The organism is Candidatus Pelagibacter sp. HIMB1746, assembly GCF_052047555.1.
Classification (GTDB): domain Bacteria; phylum Pseudomonadota; class Alphaproteobacteria; order Pelagibacterales; family Pelagibacteraceae; genus Pelagibacter.
Genome location: NZ_JBNAJZ010000001.1, coordinates 228,782 through 250,512, shown reverse-complemented (window position 1 = coordinate 250,512; position 21,731 = coordinate 228,782). Strand labels below are relative to the sequence as shown.

Here is a 21,731-nt window from a genome sequence, read left to right as displayed (position 1 = left end):
AGGATTATTTTTGTATAGTGTTTAATTTGTTCAGTTCTTCCATGAACTGAGGCAAAGCTTCAAAGAGATCTGCTTCAAGACCATAATCAGCAACACTAAAAATGGGCGCTTCACCATCCTTATTAATTGCAACAATAACTTTACTTTCTTTCATACCCGCTAAATGCTGAATTGCTCCTGATATTCCAACAGCTATGTATAAATCTGGCACAACAACTTTTCCAGTTTGTCCAACTTGATGATCGTTGCTTATATAACCTGCATCAACTGCAGCTCTTGATGCTCCAATAGCTGCTCCAAGCTTATCGGCAATTTCAGTAATTAATTTAAAGTTATCTCCACTTTGCATTCCTCTTCCACCTGACACAACAATTCTAGCTGTACCAAGTTCAGGTCTATCAGATTTAATTTCTTCTCTTTTTACAAATTTTGTATTTGAAAATTCTTCACCAGCATCAATTTTCTCAATTGGTGCTGAACCCCCTGAGCTTTCACAAGGTTCAAATGAAGTTGGTCTAATAGTTACACATTTTTTTGCATCATTACTTTTAACTGTTGCAAAAGCATTCCCAGCATAAATTGGCCTAACAAAGGTATCAGATGATATTACTTTGATAATGTCACTAACTTGTGAGGTATCAAGATGAGCTGCAATTCTTGGCATTAAATTTTTACCAAATGTATTTGCTGAACAAATGATATGAGAATAACTTTCTGCTAGTTTAACCACAACTGGAGCAAAATTTTCTGCAGTGAAATTTTCATAGTGTGGTGCTTCAACACTTAATACTTTTTTAATTACTGGAAGCTCTGATAATTGTTTTGATGCCTCTGCACTATCATTTCCAATTATCACAGCATGAACTTCGCTATCAATTTGTGAAGCGGCTGTAGCCGCATTTAATGTAAATGGTCTTAACTCTTTATTATTATGCTCTGCTATAAGTAAAACTGCCATTATATTACCTTTGCCTCATTTTTTAATTTTTGAACTAATTCTGCTACATTAGCCACTTTAATGCCCGCTTTTCTTTTTGGTGGCTCTTCTACTTTAATTTGCTCTACTCTTGGAGAAGTATCAATACCTAGATCAGATGCAGAAATTTCTTCAATTGGTTTTTTCTTTGCCTTCATAATGTTTGGAAGAGAAGCGTATCTTGGTTCATTTAATCTTAAATCGCAAGTTACAATAGCAGGAACATTTATTTCAATTGTTTCAAGTCCCTCATCTATTTCTCTAGTAACTTCTAGCTTATTATCTTTTACATCAATCTTTGATGCAAAAGTTGCTTGTGGCCAATTTAATAATGCACTCAACATTTGACCTGTTTGATTACAATCATCATCAATTGCTTGTTTTCCCATAAATACTAAATCTGGATTTTCTTTTTCAACAATCTTTTGTAAAATTTTTGAAACAGCTAAAGGTTCTAGTATTCCATCTGCTTTAACATGAATTCCTCTATCTGCCCCAACTGCTAAAGCCTTTCTAACAGTTTCTTGAGCTTTTTCTTCACCTACAGTTATTGCAACCACTTCAGTTGCCTTTCCTGCTTCTTTAATTTTTACTGCCTCTTCGATTGCATTATCATCTGGTGGATTGGTTGACATTTTTACATTGTCTGTAACTACACCAGTGCCATCCTCTTTGACTCTGATTTGAACGTTGTAATCAATAACTCTTTTTACTGCTACTAAGATTTTCATTAAGCTCTCAACAAATTATTTTCTGAATCGTATGGACTTTCATCTAAAACGGTAGCGTCATACATTTCACCCAATATATCAACTTTTAATTTGTCGCCCACATTAGAACAATCAGGTTTTACCATTGCAAGAGCAATTGATTTATCTAATCTAAATCCAAACTCACCGCCTGTTGCTCTTCCAACAACTTTACCGTCTTTAAATATAGGATTATTTCCTAGAACATCTGCATCTTTAGTATTGTGAACTTCTAAAGTTACTAATTTGTTATCAAAACCTTTTTCTCTCCATTTGTTAAGTGCTTCTAAACCAATAAAATTTCCTTTATTTGGATGAATAAATCTATCTAGTCCTGACTCGTATGGAGAATATTCAATCGACAATTCTGTTCCAACTAATTTGTAAGATTTTTCTACTCTTAAACTATTCATTGCTCTTATGCCGAATGGTTTAATTCCTAAATCTTTACCAGCTTCCATTAATTTATCAAAAATATGATTTTGATACTCGATTGGATGATGAAGCTCCCATCCAAGTTCACCAACAAAATTTACTCTCATGGCATTAACTGGTGCATATCCTACATTTACATTTTTTGCTGTAAGCCATTTAAAGTTTTCATTAGAAAAATCATCTGTTGAAACTTTTTGCATTAGTTGTCTTGCTTTAGGGCCAGCAACTACCAATACACCTGTGCTATTTGTTAAATCTTCAAAAATTACAGATCCATCATCTGGCATCCATTTTTGAATCCAATCATGATCTAATCTTAAATTTGCTCCAGCTGATACTAAATAGTAACTATTCTCTGCTTCTTTCATGATTGTAAATTCTGAGTGCACACCACCTTTGGTATTTAATGCGTGGCATAGATTTATTCTTCCAATTTTTTTTGGAAGTTTGTTTGCAACTAAATAATCTAAAAATTCCTCTGCTTTAGGTCCTCTTATTCTGCATTTTGCAAAAGCAGTCATATCTAAAAGACCAACATTTTCTTTTACGTTTTGACATTCCTTTTTAATTGCATCAAACCATTTTGATCTTCTAAACGACCAATCATCCTTTTGTTCCATTCCATCTGTTGCAAAAAAGTTAGGTCTTTCCCATCCAAATTTTTGTCCAAAAACTGCTCCTAAATTTTTCATTCTTTCGTAACATGGAGCTGTTCTTAAGGGTCTTGCTGCAGGTCTTTCTTCGTCTGGATAGTGAACTATAAATACATGACTATAAGCCTCTTCATTTTTAGCTTTTAAATAAGATTTTGTTGCATAGTTTCCATATCGTCTTGGTTCAACTCCCAACATATCAATTGTTGGTTCACCATCTACAATCCATTCAGCAAGTTGCCAACCTGCACCACCAGCTGCAGTTATTCCGAAACTATGACCTTCATTAATCCAAAAATTTTTTAATCCCCAAGCAGGTCCAACAATTGGATTTCCATCAGGTGTATAACAAATTGCTCCATTATAAACTTTCTTAACTCCAACTTCTCCAAAAGCTGGAACTCTATGTATTGCTCCTTCAATATGTGGAGCTAATCTATCTAAATCTTCTTGAAATAATTCGTATTCAGAATTCTTTGATGGTCCTTCTACATAACATGCTGGTGCACCATCTTCATAAGGTCCTAAAATTAATCCACCCGCTTCTTCTCTCATATACCATCTACTATCGCTATCTCTTAAAACTCCCATTTCTGGTAAACCGTCTTTTTTTCTTTGTTGAATAGCAGGATGTGGTTCGGTTACAATGTATTGATGTTCAACAGGGATAACTGGAATATCTAATCCAACCATTTCACCAGTTTGTCTTGCAAAATTTCCAGAACAAGAGATTACATGTTCACACTCTATTGATCCTTTATCTGTTTCAACAATCCATCCATCTTTTGTTTGTCTCATTGATAGAACAGTTGTGTTTCTATAAATCTCCGCTCCCCTATTTCTTGCACCAGTAGCTAAAGCTTGTGTTAAATCTGCTGGTTGAATGTATCCATCTTCTGGGTGTTGAATTGCTCCAACTAAATCATCTGTATGACATAAAGGCCAAATTTCTTTTACTTGTTGTGGAGTTAAAAATTTTACATCTACCCCAATTGTTCGAGCGACACCTGCGTACTGATGGTACTCATCCATTCTATCTTTTGTACTTGCCAAACGAATATTTGAAACAACACTAAAGCCAACATTTTTTCCAGTTTCTTCTTCTAAAGTTTTATAAAGATTTACTGCATACTTATGTAGCTGACCTACAGAGTAACTCATATTAAACAACGGCAACAAACCTGCGGCATGCCAAGTTGAACCTGAGGTTAATTCTTTTCTCTCAACAAGGACTACATCAGACCAACCTTTTTTTGCTAAATGATAAAGAGCACTGACACCAACCACTCCACCACCAACTACTACGACTTTAGTTTTTGTTTTCATTTCGTGATTCCTACTAAATTTTTATTAGTAACGAAACAAAAATGTATCTGTGGATAATCAAATTGAGCTGCCGAGTGGAATTGGACTTGAGACCATTGTGGTCAACCAACAATCTTTTAAAACTCCTTCGTCTGTATATTTTTCAACCTGCCAATTGAACTTGTGATAAATTTTGTCCTTATCTAAAATGATGACCTCAAATTGGGCCCATTTGTCACTGCTGCCAAGCTCTGTAATAGTGTGGCTTAGATGATTAATCATCATTTTATAGGAGGCTCCTTTGATCATTCGCTTAAAATTACCTAGGGGACCTGTTACTCTTTTATTGTTCGGGTGAGCAAAGGTCCAGGTTTGCTCTATCCCTCTATCTTTATATTCTAAATCATTTTGTTTGAGACCATTAAGTTGAATTTCAACAACTTCTTTTGGAGTAATATTTTTGCTTGGGTTTATCAACTCTGAATATGAATAAACAGTAGTTAATAATAGAATTAATAAAGTGCTAAATATTATTCGCAGTTTTTCTAACATCTTCTAAGAACTCTTGTCTTTTTGAGTCGCTTACAAAAGGTACTGCAAAATATCTTCGATAGGTAATGTTATATATGCCACACATATGAAATACCCCTCTTTTAAGTCTTCTAATCGGTAAATTTAAAAAAAATGTAGTGATAGCTAGTCTTGGTGAACCATATGTGCAAAAAATTACCGCTTTCTTTTTTCTTAAATTACCAATTGGATAACCATAGTTTCCAACTAGTTGCTTAAATCTAAATGCCCATGGTGGTGCCAACACTTTATCAATCCATCCTTCAACAATTGCTGGCATTCTAAAATTCCATATTGGCGCAACTAATACAATTGTATCACACTCTTCTATTCTCTTACGATGATCTAAGACTTCAGCACTTGGGTCTTCTCCAGCAAATACAGGATCAAATTTTTCTTTGTATAAATCTACAACGTCTACTTTGTTACCTTTTAATTCAGAGTGTTTGATAAATTCATTTTTAATTGCTGCGTTAAATGAATTTTCATTATAATGACCGTAAACTAGGAAAATTTTTTTCATAATTTTTAATTAACAAAAAAAACCAAAAAAACTATAAAATTATTGTTTATTCTGAGGTTTTGTACTTACTATTGTTAATTATATAGACAAATAAAATAGGTAAAATTAGTGTTAATAAAGTTACAACAATTAATAATATCCCAAGTTCTGAATAATCAGCAGTAGTTTGAATTTCACCAGATACTTTATCTTTTACTTCTCTAGTAACTGTAAAAATTTGATTTAAATATTTTGTTCCTAAAGCACTTGCTGAAAGAGCCAAATTTGTAAATGAAGCAAATACTGCAAAAAAAGTTGCTTTAAGATGTGAAGGAGCATTTTTAGCAATCCAAGCTAATAAAGGTATCATTGATACCTGACCTAATGGAGACTCTAAAGCTGTATTTAGTATCGCTATAAATTTAGCATCAACTACACCACCTGTTATTGAAGCGGTCCAATTATGAAATCCATAATACATTCCAACACTTGGTAAAAATAAAATTGCACCAGCTATACTTAATACAACAATAATTTTTGCAATTGAGTTATTAGCCATAAATGGTCTCAATAAAACAATTCCAGCCAATGTTAAAATTGATGCCAGTAAAGACAAAATTGAAAAAAATTGTTCGTTAAAACCAAGTTCATCAATTTCAAACCACGTTAGACCAGGACCAGGACCAGGCATTGCTCTGAATATAAATATAATTACTGCAGTACCAACAATTGTTAACCTTAAATTCTCTGGCAACTCTTTGATGAGTTTAAACATCAAAAATAAAATTATAATAACTGAACCAATGAAAACAATTTCTTGTGCAAAGGGAACTTTGAAGGATCCAATTGATAAAGTAAAAATAACAAAAATTAAGCTTCCGCCAAGGATCCACCAGTTAATTTTAGTTTTTTCAGATCCTCTTTCCTCTTTAAATTCAAGTCCTTTAGATTTTAAATTTTGAATTTTCTTATTCCTTAAATATTTTGCTAAAAATACTCCTAAGATTGAAACAACTGGAATAACTAAAGCATACAAATAAATTTTACCGTATAGAGCAATTTTAGCAGCCTGTTCTAAGCTGTCTACATCTCTAAATAAAATTACATTCACCAACGCAACTAAAACAGTGCCTCCAATAATTGCAAAACGACCAAGGGTTTGCATTGTTGTATGCATAATTTTAACTTGATCTTTGCTGTAATCATTTCCACTCTCATCAGTTAATGGTACAGCTTCAACAGTCATGGCATCAGCAACGACATCTTGAATTACATAACCAACAGGTGCTAAAATTACGCTAATCACAAACCAAGTCTCAACTGTGAAAATTTCAGACATGTCCTCTGTATGAATTATAAGTCCATACATAATCAGCAAACTTAAAGCGATTAAAGAAGCGCCAAAGTAAACCATATAATTTTTTCTATCCCATATAAGATCAACCAAGTGTCCTAAAGGCATTTTTAATGCCCATGGAATTCCAGCCCAAAACCCAAGCCCCGCTAAAAAGGCTGCAGATAAATTTAAGTAGTCTTTAACAAAAAAAGTTCCAACTATTCCAGTTAATCCAGAAATACCAGCTGCAACATAAACCATCAAAGGAGGCAAATAAGTCCATTTAAATTGTCGGCCTAAATCTAAAAAAGTGCTGTCTAAAAATTTTAAAACTTTATTCATAAAAATTATTTTAATTAATTATAAACTATTAAGGAAAAATATAAATTTATCTTGGGGAACTTAAATTAAATGATTTAACTAAGTAAAAGCCTACAAACATAGAAACAACAAAACTTATTGAGTAAATATTCAATAAAGCAACAGAAGTTATAGCTGGACCAGGACATAATCCTCCTAACCCCCAGCCAGCACCAAATAAAGCTGAGCCTAATATTAATTGATTATTTACTGTTTTGTTATTTGAATAATTAAATTTCTCTGCAAGTAATGGTTTGTCTTTTTTCTTAATTATATGAAACAAAGGAGATGAAACTACTAATGCGCCCATCATCACAAATGCAAGAGATGGATCCCAATTTCCAAACAAATCTAAAAAACCTAATACTTTTGCTGGATTGACCATCTCAGATATAACTAAACCGATACCAAAAATTATACCTGAAAGAAGGGAAGCTAATTTGTTCATAATAAATTTTTTACAAATACAGTTAAAATTCCAACAATCATAAAAGTTATTGTCGCTACAATTGATCTTAAAGAAAATCTTCCAATGCCGCTTATACCGTGGCCACTTGTACAACCACCACTGATCCGTGTTCCAATTCCAACTAACAAACCTGCTGCAATCATCAAGACGTAAGAATTAGAAATGCTAATGTTAATTCCTCCAGTAGAAAATAATGAGTAAATAAATGGTGCAATAATTAAACCCAACAAGAATAATAAATTATCAAATTTATTTTCTTTCTCTGTTAACGCATTACTTGCGATACCACTTATTCCTACTAAACGACCGTTCAGTAAAAAAAATACCACTACCGCTAATCCAATGATCAATCCACCAGTAAAGGCAGGAATTGGTGTAAAATTTACTATATTCATAAAATCAATTGCTCAAAACAGGAAAAGCCTGTCTTACTTTTAAAAAAAATTTTTGATATTCCATTTTGGTACATTTGTTTTCTACATATTCTATATTATTTTTTTCTACAAGTGACTTGGCATTTTCGTCTCTTATACCAAGTTGTAGCCATAATACTTTAGCGCCAATTTTTACTGTATCTTCAGCTATGCCATATGCTTCTTTAGAGGGTCTAAAAACATCTACAATGTCTATAGAATCTTTAATCTCTGTTATCGAAGCATACACTTCTTCACCTAAAATCTTTTTACCTTTAGCTGAGGGGTTAACTGGATAAACTTTATAACCATATTCTTGCATATATTTCATAACAATAGTTGAAGGTTTTTTTGGATCATTGCTGACACCAATCATGGCTATAGACTTTGAATCTTCTAAAATTCTCTTTATGTCACTCATTTAATTATTTGTTTTCTTTTTTTATTTGATCTTCACAGAATTTTTTTGCTTCATTTAAATCTGTAATTTTAGTCTCAGATAATTTTTGACTTCCTGCAATACAAGCATCTACTGCTCTTTTAAAATTATGATCTTTAAAATTTAATACAAAGTACATTCCAAAAATAACAAACAAAATAATGAGTATATTTTTTTTATTCTTCATAATTATTTATGTTTCCAATTTGGTTGTCTTTTTTCTAAAAAGGCCGAGATACCTTCTTTGGCATCCATTGCCATCATATTAATAGTCATCATTTTACTAGTGTACGCATAAGCTTTTCTTAGAGGCATTTCTAATTGTTTATAAAAAGCTTGTTTTCCAATTTTAATGGTCAATTTTGATTTAGATGCAATTTTTTTTGCAATTTTCAAAACTTCATCATTTAGCTTTGATTTAGAAAAATGATCATTTATTAAACCAATTTCTTTTGCATAATTTGCTTTGATAGGTTCTCCTGTTAATAGCATGTGCATCATAGGTTTACGATTAATTTTTCTACTTACAGATACCATTGGTGTGCTGCAAAATAATCCAATATTTACACCTGGTGTCGCAAATAAAGAATCTTTCGTACTATATGCAAGATCACAACTTGCAACTAACTGACAACCTGCTGCAAAAGCTGCACCATGTACTTTTGCAATAACTGGTTTTTTTCCTTCAATAATTTGCAGCATCACTTTAGAGCAAAGATTAAATAACTTTTGATACTTATCTTTTTTTTTAAGACTTCTAACTTCTTTTAAATTATGACCAGCACTGAATCCTTTTCCTGCACCCTCTATGATTATTACTTTAGTTTTTTTATCAGCATCTAATTTTTTTAATGATTTTAATAAATCGGAAAGATTTTTAAATGAAAGAGAATTATATGTTTTTGGTTCATCAATTATAATTGATGCAATCTCAGAATTAATTCTCTTAATTTTAATATTAGTAGTCATTTAATCAGTTAATCCGTCGGATCTAGCCTGATTTCTTTCTATATGAATTGGTAAAACTTTACCATAAATTGCTTTTGAGTGTTCTGGGGTATTTACTCTATAAGGATCTAAGACATAAGCAGGAATACACATATATCTAGATTTTTGACCTTCTACTTTTGTTACTCTGTGCAAAGTAAATCTTCCTTTAAAAATTTGAAGATCCCCTGGTTCTAATTTAAGCTGTCTTACTCTTGATCGATCTCCTTCTAAAACTTTTTTAACCTCATCAAAATTTTCATTTCCTGGTGCTCTAATATTTGGACAATATTCAAAAACACCTCCTTTTTCAGGTTTCTGAATCATCAGGCTTAAAGTGAATTCACAACTATCAAAATGCCAAGGAAGAATTCCATCTGGTTTCATAACATTGTACGCATGACAAGCCAAAGGGTCTGCCCATCTATAAATAGGCGAAATACCTAAACATGCAGAAACAAATTTTAAAAGTTCTTCAGTTTCATAAAGATATTTCATTTCTGAATTTTTTGAAAAACAATCTGAATTTAAATATCCATTATACCTTTCCATAAAATTTCTCTTTGGATGTTTTTCAGGCAAACTTGGATCATCTTTAGCATAAAGATATGCATTGATGCTTTCTTTTGACATATAAACTTCATCAAGTTGTTTTTCCAATTCTGAATTCATTACCTCTAAAGATTTAGGTAAAATAAAATTTGGAATAGTTGAACAACTATATTGGTCTAATTCTTCCTTACATTTTTTTACTAAATTTTTAATGATTGGAGAATTTAAATCATGAATAGGATATTTTTTTAAATCGACAATAGTGTTTAATCTATCGTTCATTAAAGGTTATTTTAATTTACCCTCTTCTCTCATTTGAGCTCTAATTTTAGTAGCTGAAATTTTTTGAGTTTCTTCATCTAAAACTATTTCCTCAATTTTGTAACCTACGCCTCTTCCGTAACAAATATTTGTAATATTAGGAACCAACATAATTTTAAATTGACCTTCAAATTCAGGATTTAATCTTTCTTCAATATTTTTTTTTACAGTTTCAAAATCAAATGGATTATCATCCACTCCTTGTACATCTCTTATTTGAATACAAACTTGTCCTGTTTTTTTAATTATTTCTTTAAACAGTTTATAATGCCCGTCATGAAAGGGTTGCCATCTTCCTAACATTTGCGCTGTAGGTTTTTTATTATCCCATTGGTATGTCATTTTTTAATCTCCTCAATTATTAACGGTGCCCATTTCTTAGCATCCTGAGTTGTTACATGGTAGTCAAAGTTTTTTGGATTAACAAACATTTGGTTAGTATCTTCAAATCTACCTTTTTTTATTGTATCTACCCAAATTCTAAAATCTGCTGGAAACAAGCTTCTTGCCTCTGGTGTAGGAGCAACAAAGTCTGCAATTACATAATGACCCTCAGCTTTTAATTTTAGAGCAAATTCAGCCATTCTTTTAGCTTGCCTTACTCTACCTTCCTCTGAAAAATCCCAATCATCAGCTGCTTTTCTAACTTCATCAGCATTTAATCTTTTAGCATTTAAATGAGGTGCCATTTCATTTGCTAAAGTTGTTTTACCTGCACCAGGTAATCCCATTACTAAAATAATTTTCATTAAATATCTTCTAACGGATGATGGGACATTAATTCAAGTCCATTTTCACCAATTAGGTATTGTTGCTCAAGCTTAACACCTTCTTTGCCACCTACTTTACCTATATAGCTCTCAACTGTTATTGTCATATTTTTTTGAAACGTTCCACTACGTTCACCACCATCTGTTGGATATCTAATTGCAGGCCACTCATCACAAAGACCTATTCCATGTACCATTACAGAGTATCTATTTGGGTAGTAATCTTCAGGTAAAACCCATGATTTATCTGTGAATTCTTTAAAAGATAAACCATCTTTAATTAGTCTTGAATTGTAATCTATTTGTTCAACAGCCATTGAATATAATTTTTTTTGTTCCTCATTAAATTTATTACCAACTACAAATGCTCTAGAAATATCTGCACAGTATCCATAAGGTCCTACCATGTCTGTGTCAAAAGCAACTAGTTCACCATCTTGAATAACTTTGTTTCCACATTCTTGCATCCAGGGATTTGTTCTTTCTCCTGATGCTAATAATCTACACTCAATCCATTCACCATAATTTTCTATATTTGTTTGATGAAGAATTGACCATAATTCATTTTCTGTCATTCCTGGTTTTAATTGTTCTCTCATTTTAACAATGCCCATTTCAGCAACATCTATTGCTGATCTCATACATTTAATTTCTTCAGATGATTTAATTACCCTTGCTTGTTCTAAAATTAATTTAGCATCAACCACTTGAATTTGTTCTTTATTTAACGCTGAAACTGCAGGACCATTTAAAACATCAATGGCAATTTTTTTTGATTTAAAATATGATTTAGACAAATCTTTAACTTCATTAATCCATTTTTTTAATTGCTCTTCAGATTGATCACCGTTACTAAAATAATCCCAAGTTATTGCAGGTCTCAATTCATCTATAAGATTAAGATGTTCAGATAACTTTTCACAATTAAAATATTCGTAAAGAATTACAGGACCATTAACAGGAACAAAACAGTATCGAGTTAAATTATGCATATTATAAACACTCATATTTACTGTGTCTAATGCATATCGAACATTTACTGGATCAAATAAAAAGCAAGCTTCTAAATTATTTTTTTCTAATTCTTTTCTAACTCTATCTAAACGATATGATCTAAGTTTATCAAAATCTATTTCATCTTCTCTTAATCTTTTTTTGGTAATAAAATTCTGTTTTGGTTTAAATTCTGGAGCTATTTTTCTACTAAATCTCATTTTGTAACTTTATAAATTCCTAACCATGCGTTTACATTTTTACTAGCAATGTAATCTGATTTAAAGAAATCTTTTTCTTCCCACAATTTGTTCTGTTTAAATTGATCTATTTTAGTATCAAAACTATATTTCTTAAAAATACCCTCATTTATAGTGAAACCTATATAGCCACCTGATTTTGTAATTCTTAAAAACTCATCTAAAGCATTATTTTTGACATGACCAAATGTGAAGGTTCCAACACATAATACACTGTCATAAGTATTATCTGCTTCAGGAATCTCTTTGTTTAAATCTAATTTACTTAATTTTTTGTAAAGATTTTTTGGAACTGAATTTAAAAGATCTTGAGACAAATCTATTCCATGAAAATTATTAAATCCAAATTTCTCTAATTCTTGAGCAACTAACCCAGTACCACAACCCGCATCGAGTATTAATGCATCTTTATTTTGCTGATGTTTTTTAAATGCTGCAGCTGTTTCTTTTGGACCTGTATAGTTCCAATCAATCATGTCTTTATTATATCTGTTATTTTCAGCCCAATCTGCGTAATAACTCATCACGTCTTCTGTTTTGTCTAATTTATAAATGTTTAAATTTTTAGATACGTCTTTATCTTGATCAGACATTAACTTCTCATTTTTTGACCACTTGGATCATAAAGTGGTTCTTTAATAATTGAGCAATTAAATAAATCTCCATTTATCTCTACTTGAACTTTATTTTCAGATTTAATTTTATCCTGATCAACAAAAGTAAAAGCGACACTCTTATTTACAAAATGTGCAAAACCACCTGAAGTAACGTAACCTATACTTTGATCTCCGTTCATAACAGCTTCATTATTTGTTACATCAATATCATTAGTTTCAACAATTAAAGGTATAAGTTTGTTTGAAGAGTTTTTCTTTTGTGCGCTTTCTTTACCTATAAATTCTTTATCCCAATTGATAAAAACATCTAATCCTGTTTCTTTAGCGGTAAAATCTGGTCTATAATCTAATGTCCAAGCTCCCCAATTTTTCTCAAGCCTCATCGACATTAATGCTCTTCCACCAAAGGGTTTAATATTAAATTCTTTTCCAGCTTCAACTAGTTCTTCGTATAATTTTAATTGATAATGAGGTGCTACATATATTTCGTAACCAAGTTCTCCAGTAAATGAAATTCTATTTACTAATGCAGGAACTCCACCAACAAACATTCTTCTTGAATCTCTAAACTTAAATTTTTCATTTGAAACATCATCTCTTACTATTTTTTCTAAAACCTTTCTTGAATTAGGTCCTGCAATTGATAATCCATGAAACTCATCAGATCTATTTTTATAATTTAAATTAAATTTATCTAAGTGACTTTCAAACCAACGTCTGTGCATTTCTTGAGCAGCACCAGATCCAAATACCATGAATTCATTTTCATCCAAACAAGCAACAGTTAAATCTCCACACAATTTTCCTCTATAAGATAACATTGGTGATAAAGATATTCTTCCAGGTTTAGGAAGTCTTCCTGCCATTATGTGATCTAAAAATTTTCTTGCATCCGGTCCTTTGAACTCATGTTTTGAAAAATTTGCAACTTCAATCAAGCCAACATTCTCTCTTACATTAATAACTTCTTTTGAAACATAATCATGCGATCTTGATCTTTTTATCGTTGGTTCTTCATGAGCATCTTCTTTATTATTTGCAAACCACAAAACATTTTCTAATCCAAAACTATCTCCCATCACAGCTCCTTGATTAACAAATCGATCATAAAGTGCTGTTGTTTTTTGTTTTCTTCCTTTTGGTAAAGTTTCATTAGGAAATGTCATAATAAATCTTCGTTCATAATTTTCTGAGGATTTTATTGTTCCATATTGAGGGGATGCATAATCTCCAAATCTTGCAACATCCATTGCCCAAACATCAATTGAAGGTTCACCATCAATAATCCATTCAGCAATACATTTTCCAACCCCACCCCCTTGGCAAAACCCAGCCATAACACCAACTGCAACCCAATAATTTTTCATTCCAGGCACTGGACCAATCAAAGGACTTCCGTCAGGACCAAAAGTAAAAGGTCCATTCACAATGTTTTTTATTCCTGCACGCTCTAAGGCAGGCATTCTCTCAAAACCAATTGCTAATCGATCTTCAATATTATCTAATTTTGGCTCCAATAATTCATGACCAAAATTCATTGGAGTTCCTTCTACTTTCCAAGGAGTTGATTTTGGCTCGTAAGTTCCAAGCAACATACCTTTTCCTTCTTGTCTAAAATAAATATTTCCTTCAAAATCTGTTCCGATAGGCAATCTTTGGTCACCCATTGCTTCAATTTCTGGAATAGGTTCTGTAATCAAATAATGATGCTCCATTGGTTGAACTGGAAGATTTAATCCTGCTAATTGGCCAACTTCTCTTGCCCACAAACCACCCGCATTAATTACTATTTCAGCATTAATGTTTCCTTTTTCAGTAAAGACATCCCAGGTTCCATCTTCTTTTTGTTTCGTGTCTTTAACAACTGTATGAGTGTAATATTTTCCACCATGAACTTTTGCAGCTTTTGCAAAAGCATAAGTAACACCTGATGGATCAACTTCACCATCAATAGGATCCCATAATGCTAGCAAATATCTAGAAGGATCAATTAACGGGTGTTTCTTTTTTACTTCTTCTAAAGAAATAAACTCTTGATCAAGCCCCATGTATCTTGCTTTTGATCTTTCTCTCTTTAAATAATCAGCCCATACTTCGTTTGATGCTAAGTAAAAACCTCCACTAGGTTTAAATCCTGTTGAATGACCAGACTCTTTTTCAATCTCTTTATATAAACCAATTGTGTAAGCCATCATCCGAGAGATATTTGGATCAGAAGAAATAACATGAACATTTCCAGCAGCATGCCACGAAGAACCTGATGTTAATTCATTTCTTTCAAGTAAAATACAATCTTTTAATCCAAATTTTGATAAATGATAAAGAATAGAACATCCTACTACACCGCCACCTATGATTACAACTTTGGCATTCTTTTCCATTAATATTTAATTTCCTTATTCACTTTTTTTAAAGATTTATCAGTACCATGATGAAAATGTTTACTCATGTCTGGCATGTATTTCATTGAAATTGGTTTTTTACCAATTGCAACAGACATTTCTCTGACATGATGAGCTTCAGCACCACAACATATACCAATAAAATTTATTTTATTCTGAACACAATCTTTTGCAAATTCTGCCATTTCAAATCTGTTACAAAATAAATTATCTAAAGCTACAGGAAATGCATTTCCACCAGGAATACAATCGCAACCATGATCAGTAATATTTAAAAAACCAGGTTCTTCCTCAGTAGTTCTGTAAGGAACTGGAAGACCTGACACATGACAAGAAACTTTGTCTCTAACTTTTTTTAAAAGTTTCATTGTCATCTCTGGTCCTCTGTAACAATTTAATCCAACTACATCAGCACCTAGATCTTCCATCATCTTACATGCATCTTCAGCACTGTGTCCTTCTCTAGTTTTATCACCTCTTGGAATTGCAAAATTACAAACTGCAATTAACCCAGCGTCCTTAATTGCTTTCAAAGCAATTTTCATTTCATCAGTCCAACTAATTGTTTCAGCAATAACAAAATCAACTCCAGCTTCTTTTGCCCAAGCAACTTGTTCTTCATACATTTGTTGACATTGTTTGTGAGTATTTGCATCACCAGGATCAAATACGTTTGTGTTTGCAACATCTCCACAAACCATCAAATCTAAATCTTTAAATTCAGCTGCAGCGTCTTTTGCAATTTTAAGAGCGCCTTTTTGCATTGGTTCTAACAAATGTTCTTTACCAATTATTCTTAGTTTTTCTCTATGACCATAATAAGTAAATGCCTGAACTACATCTGAACCAGCTCTGATAAACTCTCTATGTAATTGAGTTACTACTTCAGGATGCTCCAACACAACCTCAGGAACAAATGGACCTGCTGAAAGATAACCTCTTCTTTCCATTGCAAAAAGGTATCCTTCTGCACACATGATAGGACCCTCATTTAACCTAGTAATTAAATCTTTTTTCATAATTTATCCTTTCATTTTGTTAAATTTGTTGCAACCCATTTGTGAAACATCAAAGTAGGCGTATCCATTACAGGCGAAAAATTTCCACCATTGTAAGCTGGTGAACTTCGCCCTTTTTGCATTCCTTCTATTGCAGTAACGTCTTCGTTCATAACTTCTCGCCAAAATGCAAAATTTTTTTCTCTTATCCCTTTGAACTCGTCGCTCGAAGCGCTTTCGTCTCCAATATAATATAATTCAAAATGCTCTTTTGTCTGATTATTTGAAATTGGTTCTAACCAAAACGCATAAAAATGGTCAATATGAATTCCTAGCATTACATTTGGATATAATGATACATATTCAGATTTTTCAGATACATCACTTGGCCAATTTGGAAAACATTTAAATTTTATATTCCCATCGAACTGTTGTGAATATTTATTACTTCCTTGTCCTGAAAAATTAAAATTTTCATCCTCTATGTGGTAATGATCTGAAATATTTGAAACTCTATTCAGCTCCGGATGTATCCAGGGCAAATGATAGCTTTCGCAATAATTCTCAATAGCAAATTTCCAATTACTATTTACGATCATATTAAAGTAACCATTGTCAGAAGCATGTCTTATTGACTGTTGGTCTTTTTTAGAAATAAACTTAGACCATCTATCTTCTAAGGGTTTAATAAATTCTTCAAATGGTTTTGCATTAGAATTAATATTTATGAAGATTAAATCCATCCAAACTTTTGATTTTATTTCTTTCAGGTTGCTATTATTTTTATCAAATCCTGCTACATCATGTTTTCCTAACCCACCTATATGAGGAGTAACAGTTAATTTGCCATTAAAATCATATGACCAGGAATGATAAGGACATCTTATTACATTTTTTAATTTACATTCTTGGTCAACTAATTTGAAACCTCTGTGACTACAAACATTGTGAAAAACTTTTATTTCATTCTCTTTGTTTCTGACTATCAATATTGGAATATCTAAAAGATTAAAAGGCTTTGCGTCACCAGGATTTGGAACAGAGCTTGCAACACCAACCATCGTCCAATTATTTTTAAAAACTTTTTCTTTTTCAAATTCTAAATAATCGTCATTCAAATAGCACTCATTAGGTAATCCGTGAGCTTTCTCTATAGGATTTTTAACAACTTCTATTTTTTTAGGATCTAAGATGTCTGATAATTTTTTATTTAAATTCATAAACCTCCTTTAATTAATTAATTAAAAAATTAATTTAGGGTTTAAAAATTACGACTCTCTAATAATGATTTGCTGAAAAACTGTTTTACAATTTAAAATATAAACAAACTCTTTGAAAAAAAAATTTGCAGAAAATTTCATGTTAAAACCATAACTAAATTTATTGCATAGTTAAAGACAATTTGACTTCAACTCATAATTGAATTTAATTTGCAATATTTCTCTCAATATGTTCAACTTGATTTTTAAATGAATCAAATATTGGGAGATATAATGAAAATTAAAAGAATACTTCTTTCCCTAGCCGTTGTTTTTGGTCTTACTTCTTTTGGAAGTGTAGCTAATGCTGCTTGTGGGAATATAACTATCGCTAATATGAACTGGGCCTCAGCAAACTTTATGGCTGAAGTTGATAAAATTATATTAGAAGAAGGTTATGGATGTTCTGTGGAATTGGTGCCAGGTGCAACAATGCCTACATTTACATCTATGCAAGAAAAAGGTGAGCCAGATGTTGCTCCAGAATTTTGGGCTAACGCTGCAATAGTTGCTTTGAACAAAGCTGTTGATGAAGGCAAAATGCATTCAATCAATAAAGCTCCAATCACTGGTTTAGGTGAAGGTTGGTGGGTATTACCTGCTACTTTAGAAAAGCATCCTGAGCTAACAACTGCCGCTGCAATTTTAGAAAGACCTGATCTATTCCCTCACCCTGAGGATCCTTCAAAAGGTGGCTTCCACATTTGCCCTCCAGGATGGAACTGTGAATTAAGTAACAGAAACCATTTTAGAGCTTGGGGCATGGAAGAAAAAGGTTGGGCAATTGTTGAAACTGGTTCTGCTGCAGGACTTGATGGTTCAATTGCTAAAGCTGCTGAAAGAGGAGAAAATTGGTTTGGTTACTATTGGTCACCAACAGCTTTAATCGGAAAATATGATATGAGAGCTGTAGACATGGGTGAATGGGGTGGTAAAGATAACTGGGATAACTGTATAGTTTTACCAGAACAAGAATGTGCTGACCCTAAAAAAACTTCATGGGTTAAATCAGAAGTTTTCACTATCGTAACAGATAACTTCAAAAACACAGCTGGAAGTTCTGGTATGGATTATTTCAAAAAAAGAACTTATCCTGGTCCGGTGATGAACGGTATGTTGGTTTGGATGGGTGAAAACCAAGCAGAAGGTGCTGACGCTGCAATTGAATTCCTAAAAACACAAGAGGGTGTTTGGTCTAAGTGGGTTTCAAGTGACGCTGCTGCAAAAATTAAAAAAGCACTTTAATAAATAAAATTATCGAACCCGTTGAAAGGCGGGTTCGATTTTAAAAAAAAATTTATGGATTTCTTTACTAAAATTCCAGTAATGGATAGGACAGCCTTAAGAGAGTTAAAAAAAGGTATTGATTTTAGCTTTAAAGAATTTTCACGAGCGTATGGTGATGGGATAGAAGGTTTTTTTGATCCCCTATTATATTTTTTAATTTGGCTAGAAAAACTTTTAGTAAATAGTCCTTGGCCAATCGTTATTGCAGTTTTTGCAATATTAGCATGGATAGGTTCAAGAAGTATAAAATTAACTATTGGAACGATTGTTTGCTTTTTGATAATTGGTTATTTTGGTATGTGGAAAAACTGTATGGCTACAGTTGCCATTATATCAGTTTCGACTTTAGTTTGTATTGTAGTTGGGATTCCAATTGGAATTTTAATGTCTAAATCTTCAAGAGCAGAAAAAGCAATTTTACCCATATTAGATATGATGCAAACTATTCCAAGTTTTGTTTATTTAATTCCTATAATCATGCTACTCGGTATAGGAAAAGTTCCAGGGCTTTTAGCTGTTTGTATTTATGCCTTACCTCCAATAGTAAGGCTAACCAATCTGGGGATTAGAGAAGTAGATAAAGAAACTCTTGAAGCAAGTGAGGCATTTGGAGCAACTCCAATGCAGAAACTTAAATCTGTTCAAATTCCATTGTCACTTCCAACAATTTTTGCTGGGATTAACCAAACAATTATGATGGCTTTAGCAATGGTTGTGATTGCATCTATGATAGGTGTAAAAGGTCTTGGAGTGCCTATTTTACAAGCAATTTCTAACCAATATTTAGCACTAGGAATGATGAATGGTTTAGCAATTGTAGCCTTAGCAATTATCTTCGACAGGGTCACTCAGCAGTACGGACAAAGAATTCAAAAGCACAGAGGTCAGCTGAAGAAGTAACTTTGGCTCAAACGAATTTTCTAGACTCATATTTCAAAATCAATAAAGATCTGAATTATGAATTTTTCTTTGGAGATAGGTCCTAAAACAGATCTTGAAACTGTACCTCCATTAAGTGATGTCTATATCACTATGCTTCCAGGAGGAGATTATAAAGAAACTGCAGATAAAGCAGCTGAGCTCGTAAAAAAAGGATTTAATCCAGTTCCACATTTTCCAGCAAGATCTATGGGAGATGAAAATGAGCTTAAGGATTATGTTACACGATGTAAAGATGCAGGCGTCAAACAAGCTTTAATTATTGGAGGAGGAAGAGAGCCTCTTGGAAAATTTGATAGTTCATTTCAACTTTTAGAAACAGGTTATTTTGAAAAAATGAAAATAGGAATAGCTGGACATCCTGAAGGGAGTCCTGATATATCCGACACAGATTTAGAAAAAGCAATGATAGATAAAAAGCCTTACGCTGATTATATAGTAACTCAATGGTTATTGGATCCTCAGCCTATTATTGATTTTATTTCTAAACAAAGCGTACCAGTGCATGTTGGAATCACTGGGCCCTTAAAAATATCTAGCTTAATTAAATTTGCTAATATTGTTGGGGCAAAAAATTCCTTAAACTTTCTTAAATCTAATTTTAGTAAGGCGTTAGATTTATTGAAACCTAAAGACCCTAATGATTTAATTGGGAAAGTTAAATCGCACACTGATAACTTCCACATTTATACATTCGGCGGCTTGAAGGAAACTAACAAGTGGTTGAGGGAGAATAGTTATGTCTAATGAATTTGACTATACTAAATTAAAACATGTTACTTCTGTTGATCAGTCAGACAGAGAAGTACCATACAACTTAAGACAAAGTGGGCCAACAAAAGTTGAAATGTTAATTTCAACAAGGGTAAGAAAATCACCTTATTGGCATTTATCAATGCAGGCAGGTTGTTGGAGAGCAACTGTATACAATCGTATTTATCACCCAAGAGGTTATGTAAAACCTGAAGATGGTGGAGCTATGGTTGAATACGATGCTATCGTAAACCATGTAACAATGTGGAACGTTGCTGTTGAAAGACAAATAAGAGTTAAGGGTCCAGATGCAGAAAAATTTACTGATTATGTGATCACTAGAGATGCAACTAAAATTTCGCCAATGAGAGCGAGGTATGTAATCCTATGTAATGCTTATGGTGGAGTTTTAAATGATCCAATTCTTTTAAGAATTTCTGAAGATGAATTTTGGTTTTCATTATCAGATTCTGATATTGGTTTATATCTTCAAGGTGTAAATGCAGATGGAAGATTTGATTGTAAAATTGAAGAAATTGATGTGAGCCCAGTTCAAATTCAAGGTCCTAAATCAAAAGCATTAATGAAAGATTTATGCGGAGATCAAGTAGATTTCGATAATATGCCTTTCTACGGATTAGCTGAAGCAAAAGTTGGTGGTAGAGATGTTGTGATTTCACAATCTGGTTTCTCGGGAGAAGCTGGTTATGAAATTTATCTAAGAAACTCTACTTTATATGCTGAAGATATGTGGAATGCTGTACTTGAAGCTGGGAAAAAACACAGCTTGATGGTCATTGCTCCTGCTCACCACAGAAGAATTCAAGCAGGAATTCTTTCATGGGGACAAGACATGGATCAACAACACAATCCGTTCCAATGTAATTTGGGTTATCAAGTTTCTTTGTCTGGAAAAGGAGAATGGAACAAAACCGCTGATTATGTTGGTAAGGCTGCACTAGAAAAGATGAAAGAGGAATTAAAAGCAGGTAAAAAACCATACAAACTCCAACTAGTTGGTATGGAATTAGGTGGTAAACCTATTGATAATTATGCGCCTGACTTTTGGTTAGTTTCTCCTGAAAGTGGTGGAGATCCAGTTGGATTTTTAACATCACCATGGTGGCATCCTGAAAAGAAAACAAACATTGCAATGGGATATGTTCCTTTTGATGGAACATTAAATGCAAATGGTTTTCCAAAAGGAAAAGTAGGAACTAAATATAAAGTTCATCTACCTGCAGAATATTCAGAAACTCCAGGAACACCTGTTGATGCTGTAGTAGTGGATATTCCATTCAAAGAGTCTTTCAACGCAAACACAAGAGAAGTTGTAAAAGGCTAAATTTATTTAGGGGGAGTTATTTAAACTCCCCCAAATTTCAA

General features: G+C 32.6%; 23 protein-coding genes. 4 read left to right on the top strand and 19 right to left on the bottom strand.

The features are described 5' to 3' along the window. Nucleotides 1-4: 4 nt before the first annotated feature. The 19 genes from ACTTBM_RS01355 to ACTTBM_RS01265 are packed head-to-tail and all read right to left on the bottom strand — an operon-like array spanning nucleotide 5 to nucleotide 17,327. Nucleotides 5-958 carry an electron transfer flavoprotein subunit alpha/FixB family protein gene (locus tag ACTTBM_RS01355; RefSeq protein WP_440634401.1) on the bottom strand — a complete coding sequence of 318 codons (954 nt, stop codon included), beginning with the start codon at nucleotides 956-958 and terminating at the stop codon, nucleotides 5-7. Beyond that, nucleotides 958-1,707, bottom strand: coding sequence for an electron transfer flavoprotein subunit beta/FixA family protein (locus ACTTBM_RS01350; protein WP_440633573.1), 750 nt, complete (start codon nucleotides 1,705-1,707; stop codon nucleotides 958-960). The genes ACTTBM_RS01355 and ACTTBM_RS01350 overlap by 1 nt, the downstream gene beginning before the upstream one ends. Further along, nucleotides 1,707-4,139 carry a GcvT family protein gene (locus ACTTBM_RS01345; RefSeq protein WP_440634400.1) on the bottom strand — a complete coding sequence of 811 codons (2,433 nt, stop codon included), beginning with the start codon at nucleotides 4,137-4,139 and terminating at the stop codon, nucleotides 1,707-1,709. Before ACTTBM_RS01345 ends, ACTTBM_RS01350 begins: the two co-directional genes overlap by 1 nt. A gap of 57 nt (nucleotides 4,140-4,196) precedes the next feature. Beyond that, a complete protein-coding gene (locus tag ACTTBM_RS01340; RefSeq protein ID WP_440634399.1) occupies nucleotides 4,197-4,670 on the bottom strand; it encodes a hypothetical protein in 474 nt (157 codons plus the stop codon). Further along, the gene (locus ACTTBM_RS01335) at nucleotides 4,642-5,211 is read right to left on the bottom strand and encodes an NAD(P)H-dependent oxidoreductase (protein ID WP_440633576.1); all 570 of its coding nucleotides are present in this window, start codon (nucleotides 5,209-5,211) and stop codon (nucleotides 4,642-4,644) included. The genes ACTTBM_RS01340 and ACTTBM_RS01335 overlap by 29 nt, the downstream gene beginning before the upstream one ends. 46 nt (nucleotides 5,212-5,257) lie before the next feature. Continuing rightward, nucleotides 5,258-6,868, bottom strand: coding sequence for a hypothetical protein (locus tag ACTTBM_RS01330; RefSeq protein WP_440634398.1), 1,611 nt, complete (start codon nucleotides 6,866-6,868; stop codon nucleotides 5,258-5,260). Nucleotides 6,869-6,914: 46 nt separating this feature from the next. After that, nucleotides 6,915-7,334, bottom strand: a complete 420-nt coding sequence (locus tag ACTTBM_RS01325; RefSeq protein ID WP_440634397.1) for a DUF6691 family protein — start codon at nucleotides 7,332-7,334, stop codon at nucleotides 6,915-6,917. Then, on the bottom strand, nucleotides 7,331-7,750 hold the full coding sequence (locus tag ACTTBM_RS01320; protein WP_440634396.1) for a YeeE/YedE family protein: 420 nt from the start codon (nucleotides 7,748-7,750) through the stop codon (nucleotides 7,331-7,333). The genes ACTTBM_RS01325 and ACTTBM_RS01320 overlap by 4 nt, the downstream gene beginning before the upstream one ends. Before the next feature lie 4 nt (nucleotides 7,751-7,754). After that, nucleotides 7,755-8,189, bottom strand: a complete 435-nt coding sequence (locus ACTTBM_RS01315; protein ID WP_440634395.1) for a CoA-binding protein — start codon at nucleotides 8,187-8,189, stop codon at nucleotides 7,755-7,757. 4 nt (nucleotides 8,190-8,193) lie between these two features. Next, nucleotides 8,194-8,394 carry a hypothetical protein gene (locus ACTTBM_RS01310; RefSeq protein WP_440634394.1) on the bottom strand — a complete coding sequence of 67 codons (201 nt, stop codon included), beginning with the start codon at nucleotides 8,392-8,394 and terminating at the stop codon, nucleotides 8,194-8,196. Nucleotides 8,395-8,396: 2 nt separating this feature from the next. After that, nucleotides 8,397-9,176, bottom strand: a complete 780-nt coding sequence (locus ACTTBM_RS01305) for an enoyl-CoA hydratase (RefSeq protein WP_440634393.1) — start codon at nucleotides 9,174-9,176, stop codon at nucleotides 8,397-8,399. Further along, nucleotides 9,177-10,028 carry a HalD/BesD family halogenase gene (locus ACTTBM_RS01300; protein ID WP_440634392.1) on the bottom strand — a complete coding sequence of 284 codons (852 nt, stop codon included), beginning with the start codon at nucleotides 10,026-10,028 and terminating at the stop codon, nucleotides 9,177-9,179. A gap of 6 nt (nucleotides 10,029-10,034) precedes the next feature. Beyond that, nucleotides 10,035-10,409, bottom strand: coding sequence for a cytidyltransferase (locus ACTTBM_RS01295; protein ID WP_075506148.1), 375 nt, complete (start codon nucleotides 10,407-10,409; stop codon nucleotides 10,035-10,037). Continuing rightward, complete coding sequence (locus ACTTBM_RS01290; RefSeq protein ID WP_440634391.1) at nucleotides 10,406-10,816, bottom strand: AAA family ATPase; 411 nt, start codon at nucleotides 10,814-10,816, stop codon at nucleotides 10,406-10,408. The genes ACTTBM_RS01295 and ACTTBM_RS01290 overlap by 4 nt, the downstream gene beginning before the upstream one ends. Continuing rightward, nucleotides 10,816-12,051, bottom strand: a complete 1,236-nt coding sequence (locus ACTTBM_RS01285) for a M24 family metallopeptidase (RefSeq protein ID WP_440634390.1) — start codon at nucleotides 12,049-12,051, stop codon at nucleotides 10,816-10,818. The genes ACTTBM_RS01290 and ACTTBM_RS01285 overlap by 1 nt, the downstream gene beginning before the upstream one ends. Beyond that, nucleotides 12,048-12,683 (bottom strand): class I SAM-dependent DNA methyltransferase, encoded by a 636-nt coding sequence (locus ACTTBM_RS01280; protein ID WP_440634389.1) that lies wholly within the window; start codon nucleotides 12,681-12,683, stop codon nucleotides 12,048-12,050. The genes ACTTBM_RS01285 and ACTTBM_RS01280 overlap by 4 nt, the downstream gene beginning before the upstream one ends. Further along, a complete protein-coding gene (locus tag ACTTBM_RS01275; RefSeq protein ID WP_440634388.1) occupies nucleotides 12,683-15,088 on the bottom strand; it encodes a GcvT family protein in 2,406 nt (801 codons plus the stop codon). Before ACTTBM_RS01275 ends, ACTTBM_RS01280 begins: the two co-directional genes overlap by 1 nt. Next, nucleotides 15,088-16,128, bottom strand: a complete 1,041-nt coding sequence (locus ACTTBM_RS01270; RefSeq protein WP_440634387.1) for a homocysteine S-methyltransferase family protein — start codon at nucleotides 16,126-16,128, stop codon at nucleotides 15,088-15,090. The genes ACTTBM_RS01275 and ACTTBM_RS01270 overlap by 1 nt, the downstream gene beginning before the upstream one ends. Nucleotides 16,129-16,139: 11 nt before the next feature. Beyond that, the gene (locus tag ACTTBM_RS01265) at nucleotides 16,140-17,327 is read right to left on the bottom strand and encodes an aromatic ring-hydroxylating oxygenase subunit alpha (protein ID WP_440634386.1); all 1,188 of its coding nucleotides are present in this window, start codon (nucleotides 17,325-17,327) and stop codon (nucleotides 16,140-16,142) included. A gap of 273 nt (nucleotides 17,328-17,600) precedes the next feature. Between ACTTBM_RS01265 and ACTTBM_RS01260 the strand changes: the two genes are divergently transcribed. Genes ACTTBM_RS01260 through ACTTBM_RS01245 form a run of 4 tightly spaced genes read left to right on the top strand, consistent with a single transcriptional unit; the run spans nucleotide 17,601 to nucleotide 21,690 of the window. Continuing rightward, nucleotides 17,601-18,611, top strand: a complete 1,011-nt coding sequence (locus ACTTBM_RS01260) for a glycine betaine ABC transporter substrate-binding protein (RefSeq protein WP_440614128.1) — start codon at nucleotides 17,601-17,603, stop codon at nucleotides 18,609-18,611. Between the two features lie 54 nt (nucleotides 18,612-18,665). Continuing rightward, nucleotides 18,666-19,553, top strand: coding sequence for an ABC transporter permease (locus ACTTBM_RS01255; protein WP_440614127.1), 888 nt, complete (start codon nucleotides 18,666-18,668; stop codon nucleotides 19,551-19,553). 57 nt (nucleotides 19,554-19,610) lie between these two features. Continuing rightward, complete coding sequence (locus tag ACTTBM_RS01250; RefSeq protein WP_262590427.1) at nucleotides 19,611-20,339, top strand: methylenetetrahydrofolate reductase; 729 nt, start codon at nucleotides 19,611-19,613, stop codon at nucleotides 20,337-20,339. Beyond that, nucleotides 20,332-21,690: an aminomethyl transferase family protein gene (locus tag ACTTBM_RS01245; protein ID WP_440634385.1), complete on the top strand. Its 1,359-nt coding sequence runs from the start codon at nucleotides 20,332-20,334 to the stop codon at nucleotides 21,688-21,690. The genes ACTTBM_RS01250 and ACTTBM_RS01245 overlap by 8 nt, the downstream gene beginning before the upstream one ends. Nucleotides 21,691-21,731 lie beyond the last annotated feature (41 nt).